The 18,630-nt window shown below is 37.2% G+C and carries 15 protein-coding genes and 1 pseudogene; 5 read left to right on the top strand and 11 right to left on the bottom strand.

Annotated elements, in window-relative coordinates; all coding sequences use genetic code 11:
* Positions 1–332 precede the first annotated feature (332 nt).
* Positions 333–1,337 (bottom strand): 4-hydroxybenzoate octaprenyltransferase, encoded by a 1,005-nt coding sequence (gene ubiA, locus PVV65_RS06085; RefSeq protein WP_273754772.1) that lies wholly within the window; start codon positions 1,335–1,337, stop codon positions 333–335.
* Between the two features lie 90 nt (positions 1,338–1,427).
* Here ubiA and purD point away from each other — a divergent pair, with 90 nt between their 5' ends.
* Complete coding sequence (gene purD, locus PVV65_RS06080) at positions 1,428–2,702, top strand: phosphoribosylamine--glycine ligase (RefSeq protein ID WP_273789576.1); 1,275 nt, start codon at positions 1,428–1,430, stop codon at positions 2,700–2,702.
* Between the two features lie 928 nt (positions 2,703–3,630).
* On the opposite strand, the gene PVV65_RS06075 is transcribed toward purD, so the two are convergent.
* From PVV65_RS06075 to PVV65_RS06045, 7 genes are all read right to left on the bottom strand, one after another.
* The gene (locus PVV65_RS06075; RefSeq protein ID WP_273754776.1) at positions 3,631–4,155 is read right to left on the bottom strand and encodes a DUF6101 family protein; all 525 of its coding nucleotides are present in this window, start codon (positions 4,153–4,155) and stop codon (positions 3,631–3,633) included.
* 144 nt (positions 4,156–4,299) lie between these two features.
* Positions 4,300–5,709 carry an FAD-binding oxidoreductase gene (locus PVV65_RS06070; protein WP_273789575.1) on the bottom strand — a complete coding sequence of 470 codons (1,410 nt, stop codon included), beginning with the start codon at positions 5,707–5,709 and terminating at the stop codon, positions 4,300–4,302.
* A gap of 2 nt (positions 5,710–5,711) precedes the next feature.
* Entirely contained in the window at positions 5,712–6,674 is a 963-nt protein-coding gene (locus PVV65_RS06065) for an L-threonylcarbamoyladenylate synthase (RefSeq protein WP_273789574.1), read from the bottom strand.
* Positions 6,671–7,345, bottom strand: coding sequence for a ribonuclease HII (locus tag PVV65_RS06060; protein ID WP_273789573.1), 675 nt, complete (start codon positions 7,343–7,345; stop codon positions 6,671–6,673). The genes PVV65_RS06065 and PVV65_RS06060 overlap by 4 nt, the downstream gene beginning before the upstream one ends.
* A 248-nt stretch (positions 7,346–7,593) precedes the next feature.
* Complete coding sequence (locus tag PVV65_RS06055; RefSeq protein ID WP_273789572.1) at positions 7,594–8,502, bottom strand: 4-(cytidine 5'-diphospho)-2-C-methyl-D-erythritol kinase; 909 nt, start codon at positions 8,500–8,502, stop codon at positions 7,594–7,596.
* Between the two features lie 244 nt (positions 8,503–8,746).
* On the bottom strand, positions 8,747–9,592 hold the full coding sequence (locus PVV65_RS06050; protein ID WP_273789571.1) for a S49 family peptidase: 846 nt from the start codon (positions 9,590–9,592) through the stop codon (positions 8,747–8,749).
* A 191-nt stretch (positions 9,593–9,783) separates the two neighbouring features.
* Positions 9,784–10,575, bottom strand: coding sequence for a tRNA1(Val) (adenine(37)-N6)-methyltransferase (locus PVV65_RS06045; RefSeq protein WP_273789570.1), 792 nt, complete (start codon positions 10,573–10,575; stop codon positions 9,784–9,786).
* Between the two features lie 256 nt (positions 10,576–10,831).
* Between PVV65_RS06045 and PVV65_RS06040 the strand changes: the two genes are divergently transcribed.
* The 4 genes from PVV65_RS06040 to glyS all read left to right on the top strand — a co-directional run bounded on the left by PVV65_RS06040 (position 10,832) and on the right by glyS (position 16,921).
* Positions 10,832–11,848 carry a polyprenyl synthetase family protein gene (locus tag PVV65_RS06040; protein WP_273789569.1) on the top strand — a complete coding sequence of 339 codons (1,017 nt, stop codon included), beginning with the start codon at positions 10,832–10,834 and terminating at the stop codon, positions 11,846–11,848.
* 94 nt (positions 11,849–11,942) lie between these two features.
* A complete protein-coding gene (locus tag PVV65_RS06035; RefSeq protein WP_273789568.1) occupies positions 11,943–13,637 on the top strand; it encodes a tetratricopeptide repeat protein in 1,695 nt (564 codons plus the stop codon).
* A gap of 120 nt (positions 13,638–13,757) precedes the next feature.
* Positions 13,758–14,699 (top strand): glycine--tRNA ligase subunit alpha, encoded by a 942-nt coding sequence (locus PVV65_RS06030; protein ID WP_273754789.1) that lies wholly within the window; start codon positions 13,758–13,760, stop codon positions 14,697–14,699.
* Positions 14,699–16,921, top strand: coding sequence for a glycine--tRNA ligase subunit beta (gene glyS, locus PVV65_RS06025; RefSeq protein ID WP_273789567.1), 2,223 nt, complete (start codon positions 14,699–14,701; stop codon positions 16,919–16,921). The genes PVV65_RS06030 and glyS overlap by 1 nt, the downstream gene beginning before the upstream one ends.
* 545 nt (positions 16,922–17,466) lie before the next feature.
* On the opposite strand, the pseudogene PVV65_RS06020 reads toward glyS, so the two are convergent.
* The 3 genes and pseudogenes from PVV65_RS06020 to PVV65_RS06010 form a co-directional block, all read right to left on the bottom strand.
* A pseudogene (locus tag PVV65_RS06020) lies at positions 17,467–17,882 on the bottom strand (helix-turn-helix domain-containing protein).
* The gene (locus PVV65_RS06015; RefSeq protein WP_273789566.1) at positions 17,819–18,178 is read right to left on the bottom strand and encodes a hypothetical protein; all 360 of its coding nucleotides are present in this window, start codon (positions 18,176–18,178) and stop codon (positions 17,819–17,821) included. Before PVV65_RS06015 ends, PVV65_RS06020 begins: the two are co-directional and overlap by 64 nt.
* 104 nt (positions 18,179–18,282) lie before the next feature.
* On the bottom strand, positions 18,283–18,483 hold the full coding sequence (locus PVV65_RS06010) for an AlpA family transcriptional regulator (protein ID WP_004856846.1): 201 nt from the start codon (positions 18,481–18,483) through the stop codon (positions 18,283–18,285).
* Positions 18,484–18,630: the final 147 nt, after the last annotated feature.

The following is an 18,630-nucleotide window of genomic DNA, read 5'->3' as shown; positions in this document are numbered from 1 at the left end:
AACGATGACTTTACTTTTGAACTTTTGGTAAAAGAAAAAATAATATTCAAAGAAAACCTAGAATAATAAAATCATCATATATATTTTGATTCTGATGAATAAATAGAAAGTGCACTTTCAATTAAAAAAGTTGCTCATTCCTCTTACAAGTCTATTTTTATTTCAATAAAATTTGACGAACTCGTTATTTCAAACCAGAAAAATCTGGAATAAAATATAAACAAACTTTGAAAATTCAAAAGAATCATAAACTTTAAAATCAGTAAAAGTATTTTTGAATTTTCATACCTCTCCCCATTATCACAGAACATATGATTTTATCTAATGTGTTTTTAAACTGCAGGATAAAATATCATCCATAGACCGCCACAGACTAAACCAGCAAAAATCACAAAACCAATAAGCGAATTGGATTTGAAAAGCTTAAGACATTGTGCACTGTCATCTATATCAATGACTTTAATTTGAATAAACATATGGATGCTCGCTAAAAAAATTCCCAAAAAACTCAATAGAGGAACTTTAGCTAAATAAAATGCTAAACTAACGAATACGACAAAACCACCATACAAAAAGACTAAAGCACGCTTGGTTCCTTTGCCAAAGAGTAGTGCCGTAGAACCGATACCAACAGTAGCGTCGTCCTCTTTATCTTGATGTGCGTAGATGGTATCGTATCCTATGGTCCACAAGATTGATCCAACATAAAGTAAAATTGGTGGCCAACTTAAACTTCCAAATATAACGGCCCACCCCATTAATGCTCCCCAATTAAATGCAATACCTAAAAAAAACTGTGGCCAATAGGTTACGCGTTTCATAAAAGGATAAAATGCAACAGCTATTAAAGACGAAATGCCTAGAAAAAAACTAAACCTATTAAATTGTGATAAAACGCCTAAACCAACCAAACATTGCACAAGTATAAAAGCTTTTGCTTGAAACCGACTCACATGACCTGTCGGTAATGGGCGAGAACGTGTTCTCTCTACCTGAGAATCAATTTTATGGTCTATAAGATCATTCCAAGTACATCCTGCCCCTCGCATAGCGATGGATCCTAGAAAAAAAAGAAAAAGATACCAACCCCAATGAAGAAGAATTGGTAAAAGAGGCTCATAATGCATGTCATAAGAGAGAAAAGCCATTGTTGTTGACCAAAAACAAGGCCACATTAACAATTGCCATCCGATAGGCCGATCCCAACGCGCCAATTGCGCATAAAACCATAAAGAACAGGGAAGAAAATTATAGACCCATTGTTTGGAAGAGGCATCCATAACCCGTCCTTGGCTATCATAGGACTGAACATGAGGAATATTTTTATTTTTTTTCATCAAATGATTTACCTTTAGTCTTGCGATAGAGACATTTCATTCTTATGAGAAGGAGATGAGATTAATCATCTTTTATGAGAGGAGCAAGCAATGAATATTCTTCTTATTGGCTCAGGTGGGCGAGAACATGCTTTAGCATGGAAAATAGCAGCATCACCACTACTCAAAAAGTTATATTGTGCTCCTGGAAACCCTGCAACAACAGAATTTGGTGAAAATATTAATTTAGACATTGATAACCACCCCCTTGTTATTGATTTTTGTAAAGCACATTCTATTGATCTTGTGATTGTAGGACCAGAAGCACCATTGGTTGCAGGTATAACAGACTCTCTTAATAGCGCCAACATCTGTGTATTTGGTCCGACTCAAAAAGCTGCTCGTCTGGAAGGTTCAAAAGCTTTTACAAAAGATTTATGTCGTAAGAATAATATTCCTACAGGAAGTTACCAATGCTTTAATGATGCGGCTAAAGCCAAAGCTTACATTCATCAACAAGGTGTTCCCATTGTCATTAAAACAGATGGCTTAGCAGCTGGAAAAGGTGTCGTGGTTGCCACAACGATAGAAGAGGCATTGAACGCTGTTGATGCCTGCTTCAAAAGTGCCTCCTGCGATGCAGGAAACAAAATTGTTGTAGAATCTTTTCTTGAAGGCGAAGAAGCAAGCTTCTTTTGTCTTTGTGATGGCAAAATTGCTCTTCCCTTTGGATTTGCTCAAGATCATAAACGTGTGGGTGATGGAGATACTGGAGCAAACACCGGTGGTATGGGGGCTTATTCACCAGCGCCCATCATGACCGAAGAAATGGTGAAGCGTACCCTCAAAGAAATTGTTGAACCCACTTTAAAAAGTATGAACGAAATGGGCACACCCTTTAAAGGCATTCTCTTCGTTGGACTGATGATAACGCAAAAAGGCCCCGAACTCATTGAATTTAACGTACGATTTGGTGATCCCGAATGTCAAGTTTTAATGATGCGCCTCAAAGAAGATATTCTGCCGATTTTTCTTGCTGCTGCTCGAGGAAATCTTGAAAATAAACCTCTTCAGTGGTCTGAAAAAGCTGCTCTCACCGTTGTTATGGCTGCGAATGGTTATCCAGGCTCTCCCCAAAAAGGGACTATTATCCGTAACGTTGATAAAGTAAACACGCTTCCCGATGTGAAAGTTTTTCATGCTGGTACCACATTGTGCAATGGAGAACTTATTGCAAATGGTGGACGTGTTCTCAACATAACAGCAACAGGAAAAACAATTGCGAACGCACAAAAACGTGCTTATGAAGCTGTTGATTCTATTGATTGGCCAGAAGGCTTTGTTCGTCGTGATATCGGATGGCGCGCTATTGCACGAAAAAACTAAATCTTTTGGTATTCTTTTTTACGATTTGATTCTTTTTTCACTTAACAGCATGATACACAAATTTTCTTATTTTTTTTGTGTTCGCCATAACTTTGGAAAAAAACGCGTATATTTTCCTTAAAAAAATGAAATACCTAAAAAGAACGCACTTCATGTTATTTGCGCACAAAACAATACCTCTCATGCTCTTTTCCCATTTCACGATATTAACCGTGGAGAGTATAAATCAATTTCGCCATCTTTATTGAATTAAGACAAAAACCGATACCATCATTGTGTCCAACACCCAGTGTTACAATAACTCTTGTTGTCTAGAAAATTTATCAGAGAGTTTTTGCTCTTTTTTAATGGTCTTCATCCACATGGGCATCCCCTCCTGGTAACATGCAAGAAAATAATTTTAACTAGAAGAGAAAAATGAAATGAGCATATTATATGAGTCGCTCTCATTTATTATATAAGAATAATGCATTATTTTTATATAATGAATAACTTAATTTATATAAAAGAAAGTAAAAAAACATTCTCAGCAATCTGTGCATGCTTTAACGATGTAGCAAAACCAAAAATCACATCATCAACAAAAAGCATTGAATATAATCGATTCCTGCTACTAACATGTGCTGTCAAAAAACTTTTATTTCCAATCCTTGAATTCATCTTTGCCTTAAAAAACGAAGACTCCTGCCAGAATTGATCTCTAAACAGTCAAATTTTTTATTGATTTGATTCCCCTTGTCTTCCCACTCATATGCTTTACTGGTGTAAGGATATATAAACAAACTTAAGAATATTTACCTCATCCGCTAAAAACACCTTATGTGTGCAGCTCGCATGCCTTATATTACCCGCGCTAAAGAATCGCATTTTACGGACCAACAAGATCAATGCTTATTGGTCGCATAAAAATGAATGTATATGAATGTTACTAAAGCGCAATTTTATTCGCAATCACCAAACGCAAGCCTAACGGATTGCTATAACGAAGTAAAAAACGCTTTTGTTTAGAATGCGGCGTTGTACAAAAAAATCGATGTAAATCAGAGCGATCTTTTACAACTACAATACGATTATCTTCATTAATCATAAGCATGGGAAGTCCATAAGTATCCGCCCATAATCGCCAATCCAGAAGAACATTATTTAAATCTCTGGAAACCAAAAGTGGAATACAAGATTCTTCATCTGCATGAAGTAACTCTAATGCAACAGCTCTTTCTCCTGAACGTGTTTTTACAGTACGTGCCGCAATTCCTTTGAAATGATAAGGGGGTACTAACTGCGATAAGCTTGAAGGTTTATCTGTTTTAAAAAAAACACCGCGCTCATTTAATGAACAAATGACCTTATTACCTGTTTTGGATGAAAAATATGTCGTCGTTTGTGGCAAATGGCACGGATCCAACCGAAATTCAAGCACCGCTTTTGCCTGATTAAAGCATTGATTAGCCATATACAGTGTCCCAATTTATCTTAAATAACATACACCTTTTAGCAACTTTTTCTCATTGGATTATTAAAAGTTTGAATAAAAAAACGACTTGTTTCTTTTTTGGTTATTAAAACCTAAACAAAAATATAGATTCGTATTCTTAAATTATAGTACTTTTCCAGGATTCATTATTCCCAAAGGATCGAGTGTTTTTTTTATCCCTCGCATAATATCCAATGCGACAGGCGATTTAAAAGAACGAAGTTCTTCGCGCTTAAGCTGACCAATTCCATGCTCAGCAGAAAATGTACCTTGATAGTCCATCACTAACCTATGAATGCGATGGTTCATTTTTGACCATAATTGCAAGAACGCTGTTGTATCAGCGCCTATAGGTTGTGTAACATTATAATGCAAATTTCCATCTCCCATATGTCCAAAACAAACCACCCTTGCCCCTGGAACGATATCTTCAACAATAAGTGCGGCCTTAGCAATAAAATCAGGAATTGAAGCAAGTGGTACTGCAATATCGTGCTTAATCGATCCTCCCGCTAACTTCTGTGCTGGTGATATAGCTTCGCGCAATTGCCAGAAAAAATCTTGCTGTTTTAAAGATTGTGCAACAATTGCATCTTCTATCACCGCTCTCTTTAAGGCTTTTTCTAAAATAATATTCAACACGGATAATGCTTCATCATTCTCTTGCAACGATGAAATATTCATTAATACATACCATTCATGTTTCTGTTCAAAAGGAGACTTTTCACACATCTTATACTCTAAAGCCATTTGAAAACTGAGATTTCCCATGAGCTCAAAACCTGTCACCATCCCTCCCCCATATTCTTGAGCCAGCGATAAAAACTCTAGAGCCTTTTCTGGACTATGTAATCCTACCAAAGCAATTGCTTTTGCTTTTATTTTTGGAAAAATCTTCAAAACAGCTGCGGTTATAACGCCTAATGTACCTTCTGCACCAATAAAAAGATTTTTCAAATCATAACCGCTATTATCTTTTTTAACAAAGCGCAAATCATCCAAAAGGCGACCATCTGGTAAAACAACTTCTAAACCAAGACAAAGATCACGCATATTGCCATAGGCCAAAACAGCAGTCCCTCCAGCATTCGATGAAAGATTTCCCCCTATTTGGCAAGAGCCTTCAGATGCCAAAGAAAGAGGAAAAAAACGACCTGATTCATCTACTTTTTTTTGTAAATCTTTTAAAATAACACCAGCTTCTACAACAACAAAATTACCCTCAAGATTTAGCGCTCTCATCTTATTTAATCTCTCTACGGATAAAAGAATGCTCTCTCCTCTTTCATCTGGCTGCTGCCCTCCTACAAGCCCTGTGTTTCCACCCTGAGGTACAATTGGTGTGCGTGTTTCGCTTGCTAATCGCATGATCAATGAGATTTCTTGCGGTGAAGATGGACGTAAAAGTAAAGGTGTTCTGCCATGAAAAATCCCTCGCTCTTCAAGCAAATACGGTGCAATCAATGCCTGATCTGTTATAGCATACTTAGCCCCAACAATCTCTCTAAACTTCTCAATTAATTCCTGCTCCATGTTCATTTCTCCCTTGGAGCTGCAGCCCGTATAAGACGATCATTGATAGCCTCCCCTAATCCATATGATGGAATAGGTTCTACGGCAATCCATCTAACTTTCAATGAATCCAATTCCTTCAGGTATTGAAATAAATGAGAGGCTGCCTCTTCCAACTTTCCTTCCTCGCTAAGGTTTAAAATAAAAACGGCATTTTCAGCCCCCATAACGCGCTTTGGACCAAATGCTAAAAGCGCTTCGCCATTTTCCACCTTTTCTACATTCAAACGAATCGCAGCATCGGGAGCATAATGTGACTTTAACATCCCTGGAGCTTCAATCACCGCCCTTTGATCTATCCGTTTTAGCGACTTTCCTACAACTTCTTCAATTTTATCAGATGCAAGCCCCCCTGGACGCAAAAGATAAATATCTTCACCACAAATCTTAACAATCGTTGATTCAAGCCCTATTCTAGTTGGTCCTCCATCCAATATCAAAGGAACTGATTCCCCCAAAGATGCAAAAACAGCCTCAGCTGAAGTAGGACTAAGACGCCCCGATTGATTTGCACTAGGAGCCGCAAGTGGACGGCCAAAATATTGTACAATTTCCGAAAAACGACTGTCTGGAAAACGAATAGCTAATGTATTTAAACCGGCAGTCGTTAAAGGATGGATATCATGTTGTGCTTTTAAGGGTAAAACCAATGTCAAAGGTCCGGGCCAAAATGCTTCCATGAGTTGGCGTGAAAGAAAATCAATTTCAACATAGCGTTCCGCCATTTCGATACTGTTGACATGCGCAATAAGAGGGTTAAATTGTGGACGCTTTTTTGTAGAAAAAATAGAAGAGAGTGCCCTTCCATTGGTTGCATCGCCCGCCAATCCATAAACAGTTTCCGTTGGTAACGCTACTAACTTTCCTTGTTCAAGAAGCACTATTGCTTCTTTTATCGAAACACTATTGAGTGTTTGAATCGTCATGACACATCATTCCTATAACGCTCTTTGAGTGGCGCAAAACTATAACGATGTAATCCTACAATTGGCCCCTTTTTATCAAGAGCTGTACGATGAGCTAGTGTTGCATACCCTACATGCTTCTCTAAACCATACCCTTTATAAACTTGTCCAGCACATTCCATCATCCGATCACGCGTTACTTTCGCAATAATAGATGCCGCTGCAATTGAAACTGAACGTTGATCACCCTTAATCAATGCCGTTGCGGGACAGGGCAGCTGAGAGGGAATATCACGTCCATCAACAAGGATATAATGAACTGGAACAGCTAGCCCTATAATACAGCGACGCATTGCTTCCAAAGTTGCTTTTCTAATATTATATTGATCAACTGTACGAGCGCAAAGACTAGAGACTGAAACCGCTAATGCATTTTGCAAGATTTCATGATAAAGTTTACTGCGTTGAAGGAAGGAAAGCTTTTTTGAATCATTTAAACCATCAGGAATATGATCTTTATCCAAAATAACTGCTGCCGTCACCACAGGTCCAGCAAGAGGTCCTCGTCCTACTTCATCAACCCCTGCTATATGCAAAAAACCCTGGTTTTGCAAATCCAATTCACATAAAAAGTTTGGCTGAAGCGGCAAATTAAACATCTTTGATAAATCACAAATATAACAAACACCCATCTATTTCTGCAATTTACTTATTTTTTGCAAGCATTACAGTTTGAAATAGCTCTTCAAATATTGCAATGAATTCTTGCACAAAAGATAGAAATAAAATGTGAAATTAAAGGGGATCTAATGTCCATTTTCTCTTCTAAAAGATTATTCTAGTATATATTCATTTTATCTAAAAAACAAAAAAAGAGATTTCTTTAGTTCCCTCTTCATTATGCATAATAGAATCAGGATAAAATAGAAGTTTTTATTTCTCAAATCCTTCCCAAAGTCATGATCGGTTTTACAAACCAATTTGGGTGCATTGATTTGATCAAAAGAGCTGCCTGTTGTGCTGCTTGTTGATTTTTGAAAATGCCAAAACAAGTTGCCCCCGTTCCAGACATACGAGAAAAAAGAGAGCCACATTCATCTAATATAGATAACACCTTAGCTAACTGAGGGGCTATTTTTAAAGCAGGAGCAAAAAGATCATTACGCGTTTTTTGTAAAGCTTCAATCAATGAGTCAACGCTCTTTAAAGCGACTGGATCAATTTTTAAAGAAGGATGATGGCGCTTGTCTAACGCTTTAAAAACAGCTTGTGTTGAAATCCCTTGGCCATGATTAACCAATACTATTGCAAGAGAACAAGCTTCTTTTAGTCGTATCATCTCTTGGCCAATCCCCTTAACAAAAAGTGGCTGCTTATATTCCAATGCAAAAAGACACATAGGAATATCAGCACCAAGAACTAAACTCATTTTAGCTAATTTTTCGCAAGAACAATTAAGATTCCATTGTTGACGCAATATGCTGATAACCCCTGCAGCATCACCTGAGCCACCACCAATACCTGAAGCAATAGGGAGTTTTTTTACAAGTTGAAAAAAAGTAGGGCGAGCACTTTCGGGAAAAGTTTTATGCATAAAGTCCCGTGCGCGTACAACAAAATTGTCTGAATGAGATACAAGTTTTTTTGCAAATGGTCCCGTTAAAACAAACTGGTCACTTTCACAAGGTGCATAATGTAGACAATCACCGCTAAGACTAAAATAAACTAAACTTTCTATTAAATGATAACCATCAGCACGTTGTCCTACAACATGCAGAGCTAAATTCAATTTAATGGGTGTAAACACATAAAAATGCCTTTGGAACGAAACTTGTACATCCGATATCATATGACGTAATATTCACTTTTATAGGGTTCTTTTGTAATAATCCCCTTCCATTCATACTTTTTTCGCACCAGTCTTATAAACAGTTCGAAATATTCTTGATTTCTCTCTAAACAAACAATAAATCTTTAAGAAGAATTCTCATATACAATTGACAACACGTTCTCATTCATATCATTTCAAGCTTTTTTCCTTCTAACATCTGTTTTTTAGATAAACTCCCCTCTTGCTTGAATGATCCTATCTATCACAAACCGTAACGCTGCCAAAGTGCCCGCTCTTCTGCTGCCATCAATGCACTATCAATGGCTGTATAAACTGTATGAGCACTCACTCCTGAAGGCGCTTTAAACCCTAAAAAACTTTTAGGAGGTGTAATAAGTCGAAGTTTTGCATCACTGCCAAAGCGCTCCTTAATAACAGAACGGATATCATTCAGCCCGTCAATCAGACCAAGTTCAACGCTTTTTTTTCCACTCCAAAACATTCCTGTAAAGAGATTTGAATCATCTGATAATTTTGTAGCACGCCGTTCTTTCACTAAATCAATAAAAGTTTGATGAACTTCAAGTTGGAGAGATTTCAAATGCTCAATATCCGCTTTTTTTTCAGGCTGAAATGGATCTAGTGTAACCTTGTTTTTTCCTGCTGTGTAAACACGCCGTTCTACACCAATTTTTTTCAAAAGTTCCGGAAAACCGAAGGAAGCTGAAACCACCCCAATGGAACCAACAATCGAAGAAGGATCTGCAAAAATTTCATCCCCCGCACAAGCAATCATATAACCACCAGATGCTGCGACATCTTCAATAAACACAAGAACTTTTTTATTGTTTTCTTCTGCTAAATCGCGAATACGCTTAAAAATAAAACGTGATTGCACTGGAGAACCACCAGGAGAGTTAATAACAATTGCAACAGCCGGTGCTTTTTTGTACGCAAAAGCCTTTTCTAAAAGATTGGCACATCTACCGAGGGAAAGCGTACGAGATATAGACGATGAATCCATAATTGCTCCTTTAAGGCGAACAACAGGAATCTCAAATTTATTGGAAGAAAAACGGTGTGGAATAAGATTTTTTAAAATATCCATCAAAATACAACTTCCTTATAAGCTAGGAGAAAAGACTGGCTAACAAAAAGGGAATAACATAACTGAACACAAAAGTGCCTAAACAAGTCCAAAATATAGTATCACATCCCACTTCAGTCAAAATATAAATCTCCTTTAAAGGGTTAAAGGTTAAGTTTGAATTTAAATAATAACTTGAAAAATACAAGACATCATTTTAGAAGTTCCCAGAAACTTATACATCCATTATTGATTGCATCAATCCACGGTGAAAAAGCGTGACGACTACCTTCATGCATAACCAATGCTGGCAATATAGACAGGGCTGCTCTGCTCCCCCGTTTTGCGTAAAACAAAAGACGAACTGCTGGTGTTGTTGCGCGTGCATGAATGGGAATGATACAGATACCACCAAAGCGGCCTTCTAAGGCATGTAAGATATCCGCTAGTGACTGTGGACGCGCAATGAGCCCTAAATATCCACCCGGCTTAACAATAGCTGCTGCACTTCGTAACCAATGATCAAACATCGCTTCCGACATAACATGTGCATCAGATTTTTGTTTATCTGGTGTTTTGCGATCAACAGGATTGTTAAAAGGTGGATTCATAATCGCAAAATCAAAAAAATTGTCCACCAATCCTGCTTCTAAACGATTTTTCCCTTTCAAAGTAACATCTGCTTCTAACAAACAAATTCGCTCAGCTAATTTTTTATTCTGTTTGAGCAGAAGCGTTTTTTGTGCGTAAGATACCATAAAAGATGAACGCTCAACCAATGTAACGTGAACTTGCAAACAACGCGAAGCAACGGCTAACCCTGCTGCTCCAGCTCCCGCCCCTAAATCAACAACCTTTCCCTTTAAATTAGTGGGGACCAAGCTGGCTAATAACATAGCATCCATTCCAGAACGATGACCGTGTTTATAGGGTTGAACCAAATAAAATTTCCCGCGATGAAAACTGTCAATTGTTTCACTAATCTGATTCGTTGTTTTATCCATTTAAAAGCCTAATGTTCATTATAAACTGAACTTTTCTTATCAATGACGCCTTAAATAAGGCTGTTGCAATTTTTTTTCCTATCTCTCATAGAAACAATATTATACAAGCTTTTAAAATATACTCTTGCACAGATCATCCAAAATCTGCACTTCAAAGCAACATCAAAAGCTTGAGTCAAAACAAAACCCCCTTTATGCTATTTAAGAAAATAGAATTCATAGATGTCCATTGCAATACTCTAGGAGTCAACATATTGTGAGTGTAGCCACAAAATTAGATCAAACACAAAATAATCAAACAGCCCTCCAATCTCTCATTCGTCTTACAAAAGATGATATGAAGCGCGTCAATCAATTTACCCTCTCTATGGCAAAATCAGAGGTTGAGATGATCCCTGAGATTTCCAATTACCTTATTTCATCAGGAGGAAAACGGTTGCGCCCAATGATCACATTAGCTTCTGCTCATATGTTCGGCTATCAATATGACGGGCATATAAGGCTTGCAACAGCCGTTGAGTTTATGCACACAGCCACCTTGTTACATGATGATGTGATTGATGAAAGTGATTTACGGCGTGGAAAATCTACAGCGCGAATGATTTGGGGAAATCAAGCCAGTGTTCTTGTTGGAGACTTCCTTTTAGGACAAGCTTTTAAAATGATGGTCGATGTTGGCTCCATAGAGGCGCTCTCTGTCTTAGCCAATGCTGCTGCAATTATTGCTGAAGGAGAAGTTATGCAACTTTCCGCCGCAAAAAATATCAAAACCAGCCCTTCAGACTATCTAAAAATCATCAATGCAAAAACAGCAGCACTTTTTTCAGCGGCTGCTGAAGTAGGCCCCATTATTGCTGGCTATGGAAATGAAGAACGTTCTGCATTACGTGATTATGGAACATCTTTAGGACTAGCTTTCCAATTGATTGATGATGCTCTTGACTATAGTGGTAGTGCTCAAAACTTGGGGAAAAATATAGGGGACGATTTTAGGGAAGGAAAGATCACAATGCCTGTGATTCTTGCATATGAACGTGGAAATATGGGTGAAAAGGCTTTCTGGAAAGAAGCACTTGAGGATGGCAACAACAATAATGAAGCCTTCGTACACGCGCAACACTTAATGGAGAAATATAATAGTGTCACAGATACCATAGAACAAGCACGCATCTATGGAAAAAATGCAATTGATTCTCTTATTCCCATGAATGAAAATCCTGCTTATAATGCTCTCGTTGAAGCCGTTGAATTTTGCATTGCACGCGTAAACTGATTCTTTGCAAGAATCACAATATTTTTCAAAAAAGTAATGAGATATGATTTATAAACGATACAATCGATTGATTATCTTGAAAAGGATTAGCTCCATGTGCTCTTCAGTGCTATCCCGATTTTTTACCCTCTTTATCGTGGGTATCATGCTGATGCCATCCGCCACTTACAGTAAAATAAACACAGCGACTCACACAAGCTCATTTGCAGGTGCTTATTTAGCGGGAAGGGTTGCAAATCACGAAAATAAAACAGATCTTGCGATCAATTATTTTAAACAAGCACTCGTCTATCAACCTGATAATATTGAAACACAAAAAGAGCTCCTTGAAGCTATGCTCTCTGTGGGAGACTTTAAAGAAGCTGTGCAACAAGCCAAAAAACTCAAAGAACAAAATGTTATAACTCCCTTTGTTTCCTTAACGTTGTCAATAGAAAGTCTCATTAAAAAAGACTATAAGAATGCCAAGCTTCTTCTACAATTAAAAGAACCTCCCATAGCCAATAACCCAATACCTGAACTCATCGGTGCTTGGGTTACTTTTGGATCTGGACAAAAATCTCAAGCAATTGCTGATCTTAAGAAGCTCAAAGGTCCTGTCTGGTATGAGCTTTTTATATCTTATCATCTAGCACTTATGAGCGATCTTGCAGAACAACCACAGGATGCAAAAAAATATTTTATTAAAGCACTGAATAACAAACAAGGGACTCTTATCGCTCCTAATACCTATGAACGTATTGTAATAGCCTATGCCTCATTCCAACTGCGCCATAATATGCGTAAACAAGCTCTTCAGACAATCCAGCACGGCGAACAAATGTTGTCAGCTCGAGAAGTTTTCAAAAAGTTTCGAGAAAAAATTGAAAAAAATGCTTTCTTAGAAAGGTTGATTAACACACCTCAACAAGGAGCGGCCGAGGTGTTGTATAATTTTGGAACAGCTCTCAACCATAAAAACTCAGGGGCCATAGCACGTATTTTTAAACAATTATCTTTCGCTTTATATCCCCAGAATGACGCAACACTGTTTCAGCTCGCACATATTTCTGCTAAATTGGATGATCCTCATCAAGCCATTAAACTTTATCGCGCATTATCCCCTAAATCTCCTTATTATAAAGATGGACAAATTCATCTTGCATTCCTTCTTGCCAATAACAACAATTACAAAGAAGCAATAAAACTATTAACGTTATTAAATAAAAAATTTCCCAATGATCGTAATATTTTGATAACGCTTGTTGCTTTTTACATGCAGGATCATAAATTTCTCGAAGCTGCTAAAACTCTAGACTATACTATTGCCCAGATAAAGAACTTTCAGCAAGAAGATTGGAAACTTTTTTATCAGCGTGGTATTGCTTTTGAGCGTTTAAAACAATGGCCAAAAGCGGAAATTGATTTGCGAAAAGCCCTTGAATTTTTTCCAAACCAACCGCAGGTTCTGAACTATTTAGCCTATTCGCTTGTAGAGCGAGGTGAGAAGCTTAAAGAATCGCTCCATATGTTGCAAAAAGCTTCTGCTTTGCAAGCTCACAACAGTCATATTCTTGATTCTTTAGGGTGGGCTTATTATAAATTAAAAGAATACGACAAAGCCGTCCAAATATTGGAAAATGCTGTCAGATTACAACCTGAAGACCCAACATTGAATGATCATTTAGGCGATGCCTATTGGAAAGTTGGACGTAAACGTGAAGCAATATTTCAATGGAATCACGCAATTGACGGAAAACCAGAAAATTCTAAACAAATTCAAGAAAAATTGAAATTTGGCTTGCAATAAACAACGATGCTTGACCACAAGCACATGAAATAATAGACAATGATAGAGGCAGAAACTCCTTTGGTTGCTGTCTGTTAGTTAAATATTAAAAAGAGTATAACGTATTAAAGAGTATAAAGTGTGAAACTGCCTGAACATCTTAATCCCAAACGTTCTTTTCAGGGACTTATCTTAACTTTGCAAAATTATTGGGCTCATTATGGGTGTGCAATTTTGCAACCTTATGATATGGAGGTTGGAGCTGGAACTTTTCATCCCTCCACCACACTGCGCTCTCTGGGACCACGCCCTTGGAAAGTGGCTTACGTCCAACCTTCTCGACGCCCAACAGATGGGAGATATGGTAAAAATCCAAATCGCTTACAGCACTATTATCAATTTCAAGTCCTTCTCAAACCCTCGCCCTCCAATTTACAAGAGCTTTATATTAAATCGCTACAAGCGATTGGTCTTGATACAAAACTTCATGATATCCGTTTTGTTGAAGACGATTGGGAAAGTCCAACGCTTGGAGCTTGGGGACTGGGATGGGAGTGTTGGTGTGATGGAATGGAAATTTCTCAATTTACTTATTTTCAACAGGTTTGTGGCATTGAATGTGCTCCAGTTTCAGGAGAACTCACCTATGGGCTTGAACGTCTAGCAATGTATATCCAAGGGATTGATAATGTCTATGATCTTAACTTTAATGGTTTAGAGAGAGAGAATAAAATAAGTTATAAAGATATTTTTCTACAGGCAGAACAAGAATATTCATATTATAACTTCGAATTTGCTGATACAAAACTGCTCCATCAGCATTTTATCGATGCCGAACACGAATGCAATGCGCTTCTTGATGCAGGAAAACCTAATAAAGAAAATGCATTCCATCGCTGTGTTTTTCCTGCCTATGATCAATGTATTAAAGCGAGCCATATCTTTAATCTTTTACAAGCACGTGGCGTTATCTCTGTAACTGAACGACAAAATTATATTCTTCGCGTTCGTGATCTCGCACGCCGTTGTGGGGAAGCCTTCTTACTCACAGAAGCTGGACAAATATATACTGGAGAAGCCTAATGTCTGATCTTCTTCTTGAGCTTTTTAGTGAAGAAATCCCTGCACGTATGCAACGAAAAGCTGCTGCTGATCTTAAAAAAGCTGTTACAGATCAACTTGAGAATGCTGGATTGACCTATAAAGCTGCTCGTGAATACTGGACCCCTCGTCGGCTAACATTGGACATACGCGGACTTTCTATACGCTCAAAAGATATCCATGAGGAACGCAAAGGTCCCAGTACAAAATCACCACAGAATGCAATTGATGGTTTTCTCCGTGCAACGGGGCTTAACGATATTTCTGAAGCGCAGATTGGACATGATGATAAAAAAGGTGATTTTTATATTGCTAAAATTGTAAAAAAAGGCAGGGCAGCAGAAGAAATTATTGCCGATATTTTACCAGATATTATCCGCAACTTTCCGTGGCCAAAATCTATGCGTTGGGGAAAAGATTCCACAAAAAGTGGTGCTCTAAGGTGGATTCGGCCTTTACAAAATATTCTTTGTGTCTTCGGACCAGAAATTGGTGAAACGCATGTTATCCCGTTTACTATTGGTTCTCTTAAAAGTAACAATCTCACTTATGGTCATCGTTTTTTAAGTGACGGAAAACCAATCCAAGTTCGCCGCTTTGATGATTATGTGATGCAACTTGAAACCCATAAAGTCATTCTGGATGCCGAAAGACGAAAGAATATTATTTTAGCGGATGCCCAAAATCTTTGTTTTGCAAACGGTTTAGAACTGGTTCAAGATAATCTCCTCTTAGAAGAAGTTACGGGTCTTGTTGAATGGCCTGTTATTCTTATGGGTGATTTTGACAAATCATTCCTTGATATTCCTCCAGAAATTATTCGCTTGACCATTCGAGCCAATCAAAAATGTTTTGTTACCCGCAAACAAGGAGAAAAGGTAAAACTTTCTCATCACTTTATTCTCGTTTCTAATATTCTTGCCAATGATGAAGGTAAAGCAATTTCGAAAGGAAATAGTAAGGTTGTCCGTGCCCGTCTTTCGGATGCCCTCTATTTTTGGCAAACAGATCAGCGTGATTTACCCGATATTCAACACTTGGAATCTTCTGTAAAAAAATTTGATCTTGATATAAAGAAACCTCTTGATCAAAGAATAGCGCGACTTGATCATTTGAATGTAACTTTTCACGCTAAATTAGGTACGCAAGGTGCAAGAGTAGAACGCATCGCTAAACTCGCCCAAGAAATTGCACCTTTAATACAAGCAGATCCTCTCTTAGCAAAACGCGCTGCAATCCTTGCAAAAGCTGATTTGCAAACGGAAATTGTCGGAGAATTTCCTGAACTGCAAGGGGTTATGGGGCAAAAATACGCTCTTCTTCAAGGGGAAAATCCTCGCGTAGCTGTCGCAATTGAAGAGCATTATAAACCTCAAGGACCAACAGATCGTCTTCCGCAAGAACCACTTGCTATAACCGTTATGCTCGCTGACAAAATTGACATGCTTGTCGGTTTTTGGCTGATTAATGAAAAACCAACCGGCTCGAAAGATCCCTATGCATTAAGACGAGCAGCTCTAGGAATTATTAGGCTTGTTCTTTCGCGGGACTGGAAAATCAATCTTATGCCACTGTTTCAGTTGGCAACGAATCTTTTCTTACAACAAAACAATAAATACGAGAGCCCTCAAAAAGGAAAACTACAATTGCAGGGTTTTCTTCCAGAAAAAACAGAGTATATTTTATCAGATCTGTTATTCTTTTTTCATGATCGTTTAAAAATCCATCTAAAAGAGGAAGGGGTTCGCTATGATGCCCTTGAAGCTGTCTTAAATAAAGATTCTGATGATTTTTTATTGGTTGCACGTCATGTCGAGTCTCTTATCGCTTTTATCAATACCCATGATGGAATGCAGTTTATAGCCTCTGTAAAACGTACTGCCAATATTATTGAAAATGAATTTCAAAAAAGCATAATAATAGCCAATGAAATTAATCCTGAACTCTTTATTGAGAAAGAAGAAAAGCAGCTCTATCATACAATCTGTGAAGTAGAAAGAAAAGTTCTTGCCCCCATCAATACAACAGATTTACCATTTGCACTCGGTATTCTAGCACCACTTGGAAAATTGATTGATCTATTTTTTGAAAAGGTATTAGTGAACGATAAAAAACCTGATGTTCGTGCGAACCGTCTTGCTCTTCTCAAACGTACTCACACAATTACACAAGCGGTTGCAGATTTCTCAAAGCTTGTCCTTTAAAACTAAAATATCCTATGAACTGACAAAAATAATAAAGATAAATTTTTTCTTTTTTATTAATAACTATTTCAAAACATTACAAAGAATTTCCACGTGAAATTTACTCTAACTTTAAAAAGAAGTAGAATTTTTTATCATCAATGACACATTATAATGATTGATTAAAAAATTGAATAAATCATCAAGAAAAAAATATTGATTTATAACCATTAACTTATCGCTTTTCCATATTCAATGAGGATGTAGAATTAAAATCTTTTACTTTATACTCTCCCATCATGAGTCATAACCGTCTTTATAAGAGAGGTTAGTATATAGATAAAAAAGATTCTTAAAAAATGAGAAATGCTTTTTTCATAAAACTTCTAAACATAAAAGCAGTTACTCAATACAAAAAGCACCACAATATCTTAACGGATAACACAATAACAGTCTCATCTAGAAAGTACGGCCCTCTAAGCTTAATGCATAACAAAGTTAAGATTAAAATTTAATAAACCTTTTTTAAAGTTATAATTTACTGTATTTACATATATTTTTTACTATTAGGGATTCTCGAATAAAAGTTGAGGAATAGGATTTTGCAATATACCTTTATAGAACGCCTCTTTTTTCACCGAATTTCTCCAAATTTTTTTTAATCTTGCTACATCCTGTTGTAAAAAATTGTCTAAGTTTCTAACAAACATGCCAACAGCTTCACGTCTAAATGAATCAGAAGGTTTGATTGTAAAACTCTTTCGACAAGCATAGCTTCTTTTCTTAACAGTGAAGCAGTAGCTTTATCTAAGCAATAAAGCTCTACGATCTTGTCTTCCATACCAACCAGTACAGATTTCTTGCCAATCTCAATTGAAGACAAAAACGCTACAGATATCCCTAATTTCTTAGCTATATCTAAGAGACGTTCTGAGTGATCAATCCGAAGTTTACGTAAGATTTTACCAAAAGATGTAACCATATAAAAAGTCCTGTTAGAGAAGAAATATTTCTTCTGATTCTAACAAATCTTTTCGAAACTTTCCTTATTACTAAGGCTTGTTTCCCCAGCAAGCCAATTCTTCTAAGCGCTTGTATGATCTCTCTAAAAGAACAGCCAGCATAACAAGTGAGTAAAAGACGCCCATCATGTCCATTGGCAAGAGATAAGCTAGGCAATTGATCATCATGGGCTGGATAACGGGCACTTCCATAACGCCCATACCAAACCCCACGCAAGGCATTTGTGATGCCCCGAGCATTTATATAAGAAAACATGTTTTTTTTATCCTATGAATATTGCACCATAGGACGGATTTTGCTATTCATTCTTTGAGTGAAAATGGGAAGCCTTGTCCGTCCTTACGTGACAAGGTTTTCATTTATGCGACGTCGTTATAACGTTGCTGTTTTGCTTGCTCTATGACATTAATCAGATCCGATTGTAACCAACGCGATAAAAAACCAAACTTTAAAGGCTTTGGTAAAGAGCCATTGGTCACATGACGGCGGAATGTTGAAACACTCATATGAAGCAATTTTGCACTTTCACGGTCAGTTAAAAGAATATCGTTTTCTGTCATTATAATTTCCTTTCAAGAGTAAAAATGGGAACAAATCATAAGTATTTATTAACCATATTTTTGAATCATTGGAAAGGTATTTAGTCTATAAAAAACAGTGTTTTATAATAGTTTTTCTGATGTGATAATTTATGAATCTAATTGAGA

This window comes from Bartonella sp. ML70XJBT, from assembly GCF_028618425.1.
Taxonomy (GTDB): domain Bacteria; phylum Pseudomonadota; class Alphaproteobacteria; order Rhizobiales; family Rhizobiaceae; genus Bartonella.
The sequence above is the reverse complement of the archived record's forward strand: the minus strand, read 5'-3'. Positions and strand labels throughout refer to the sequence as shown.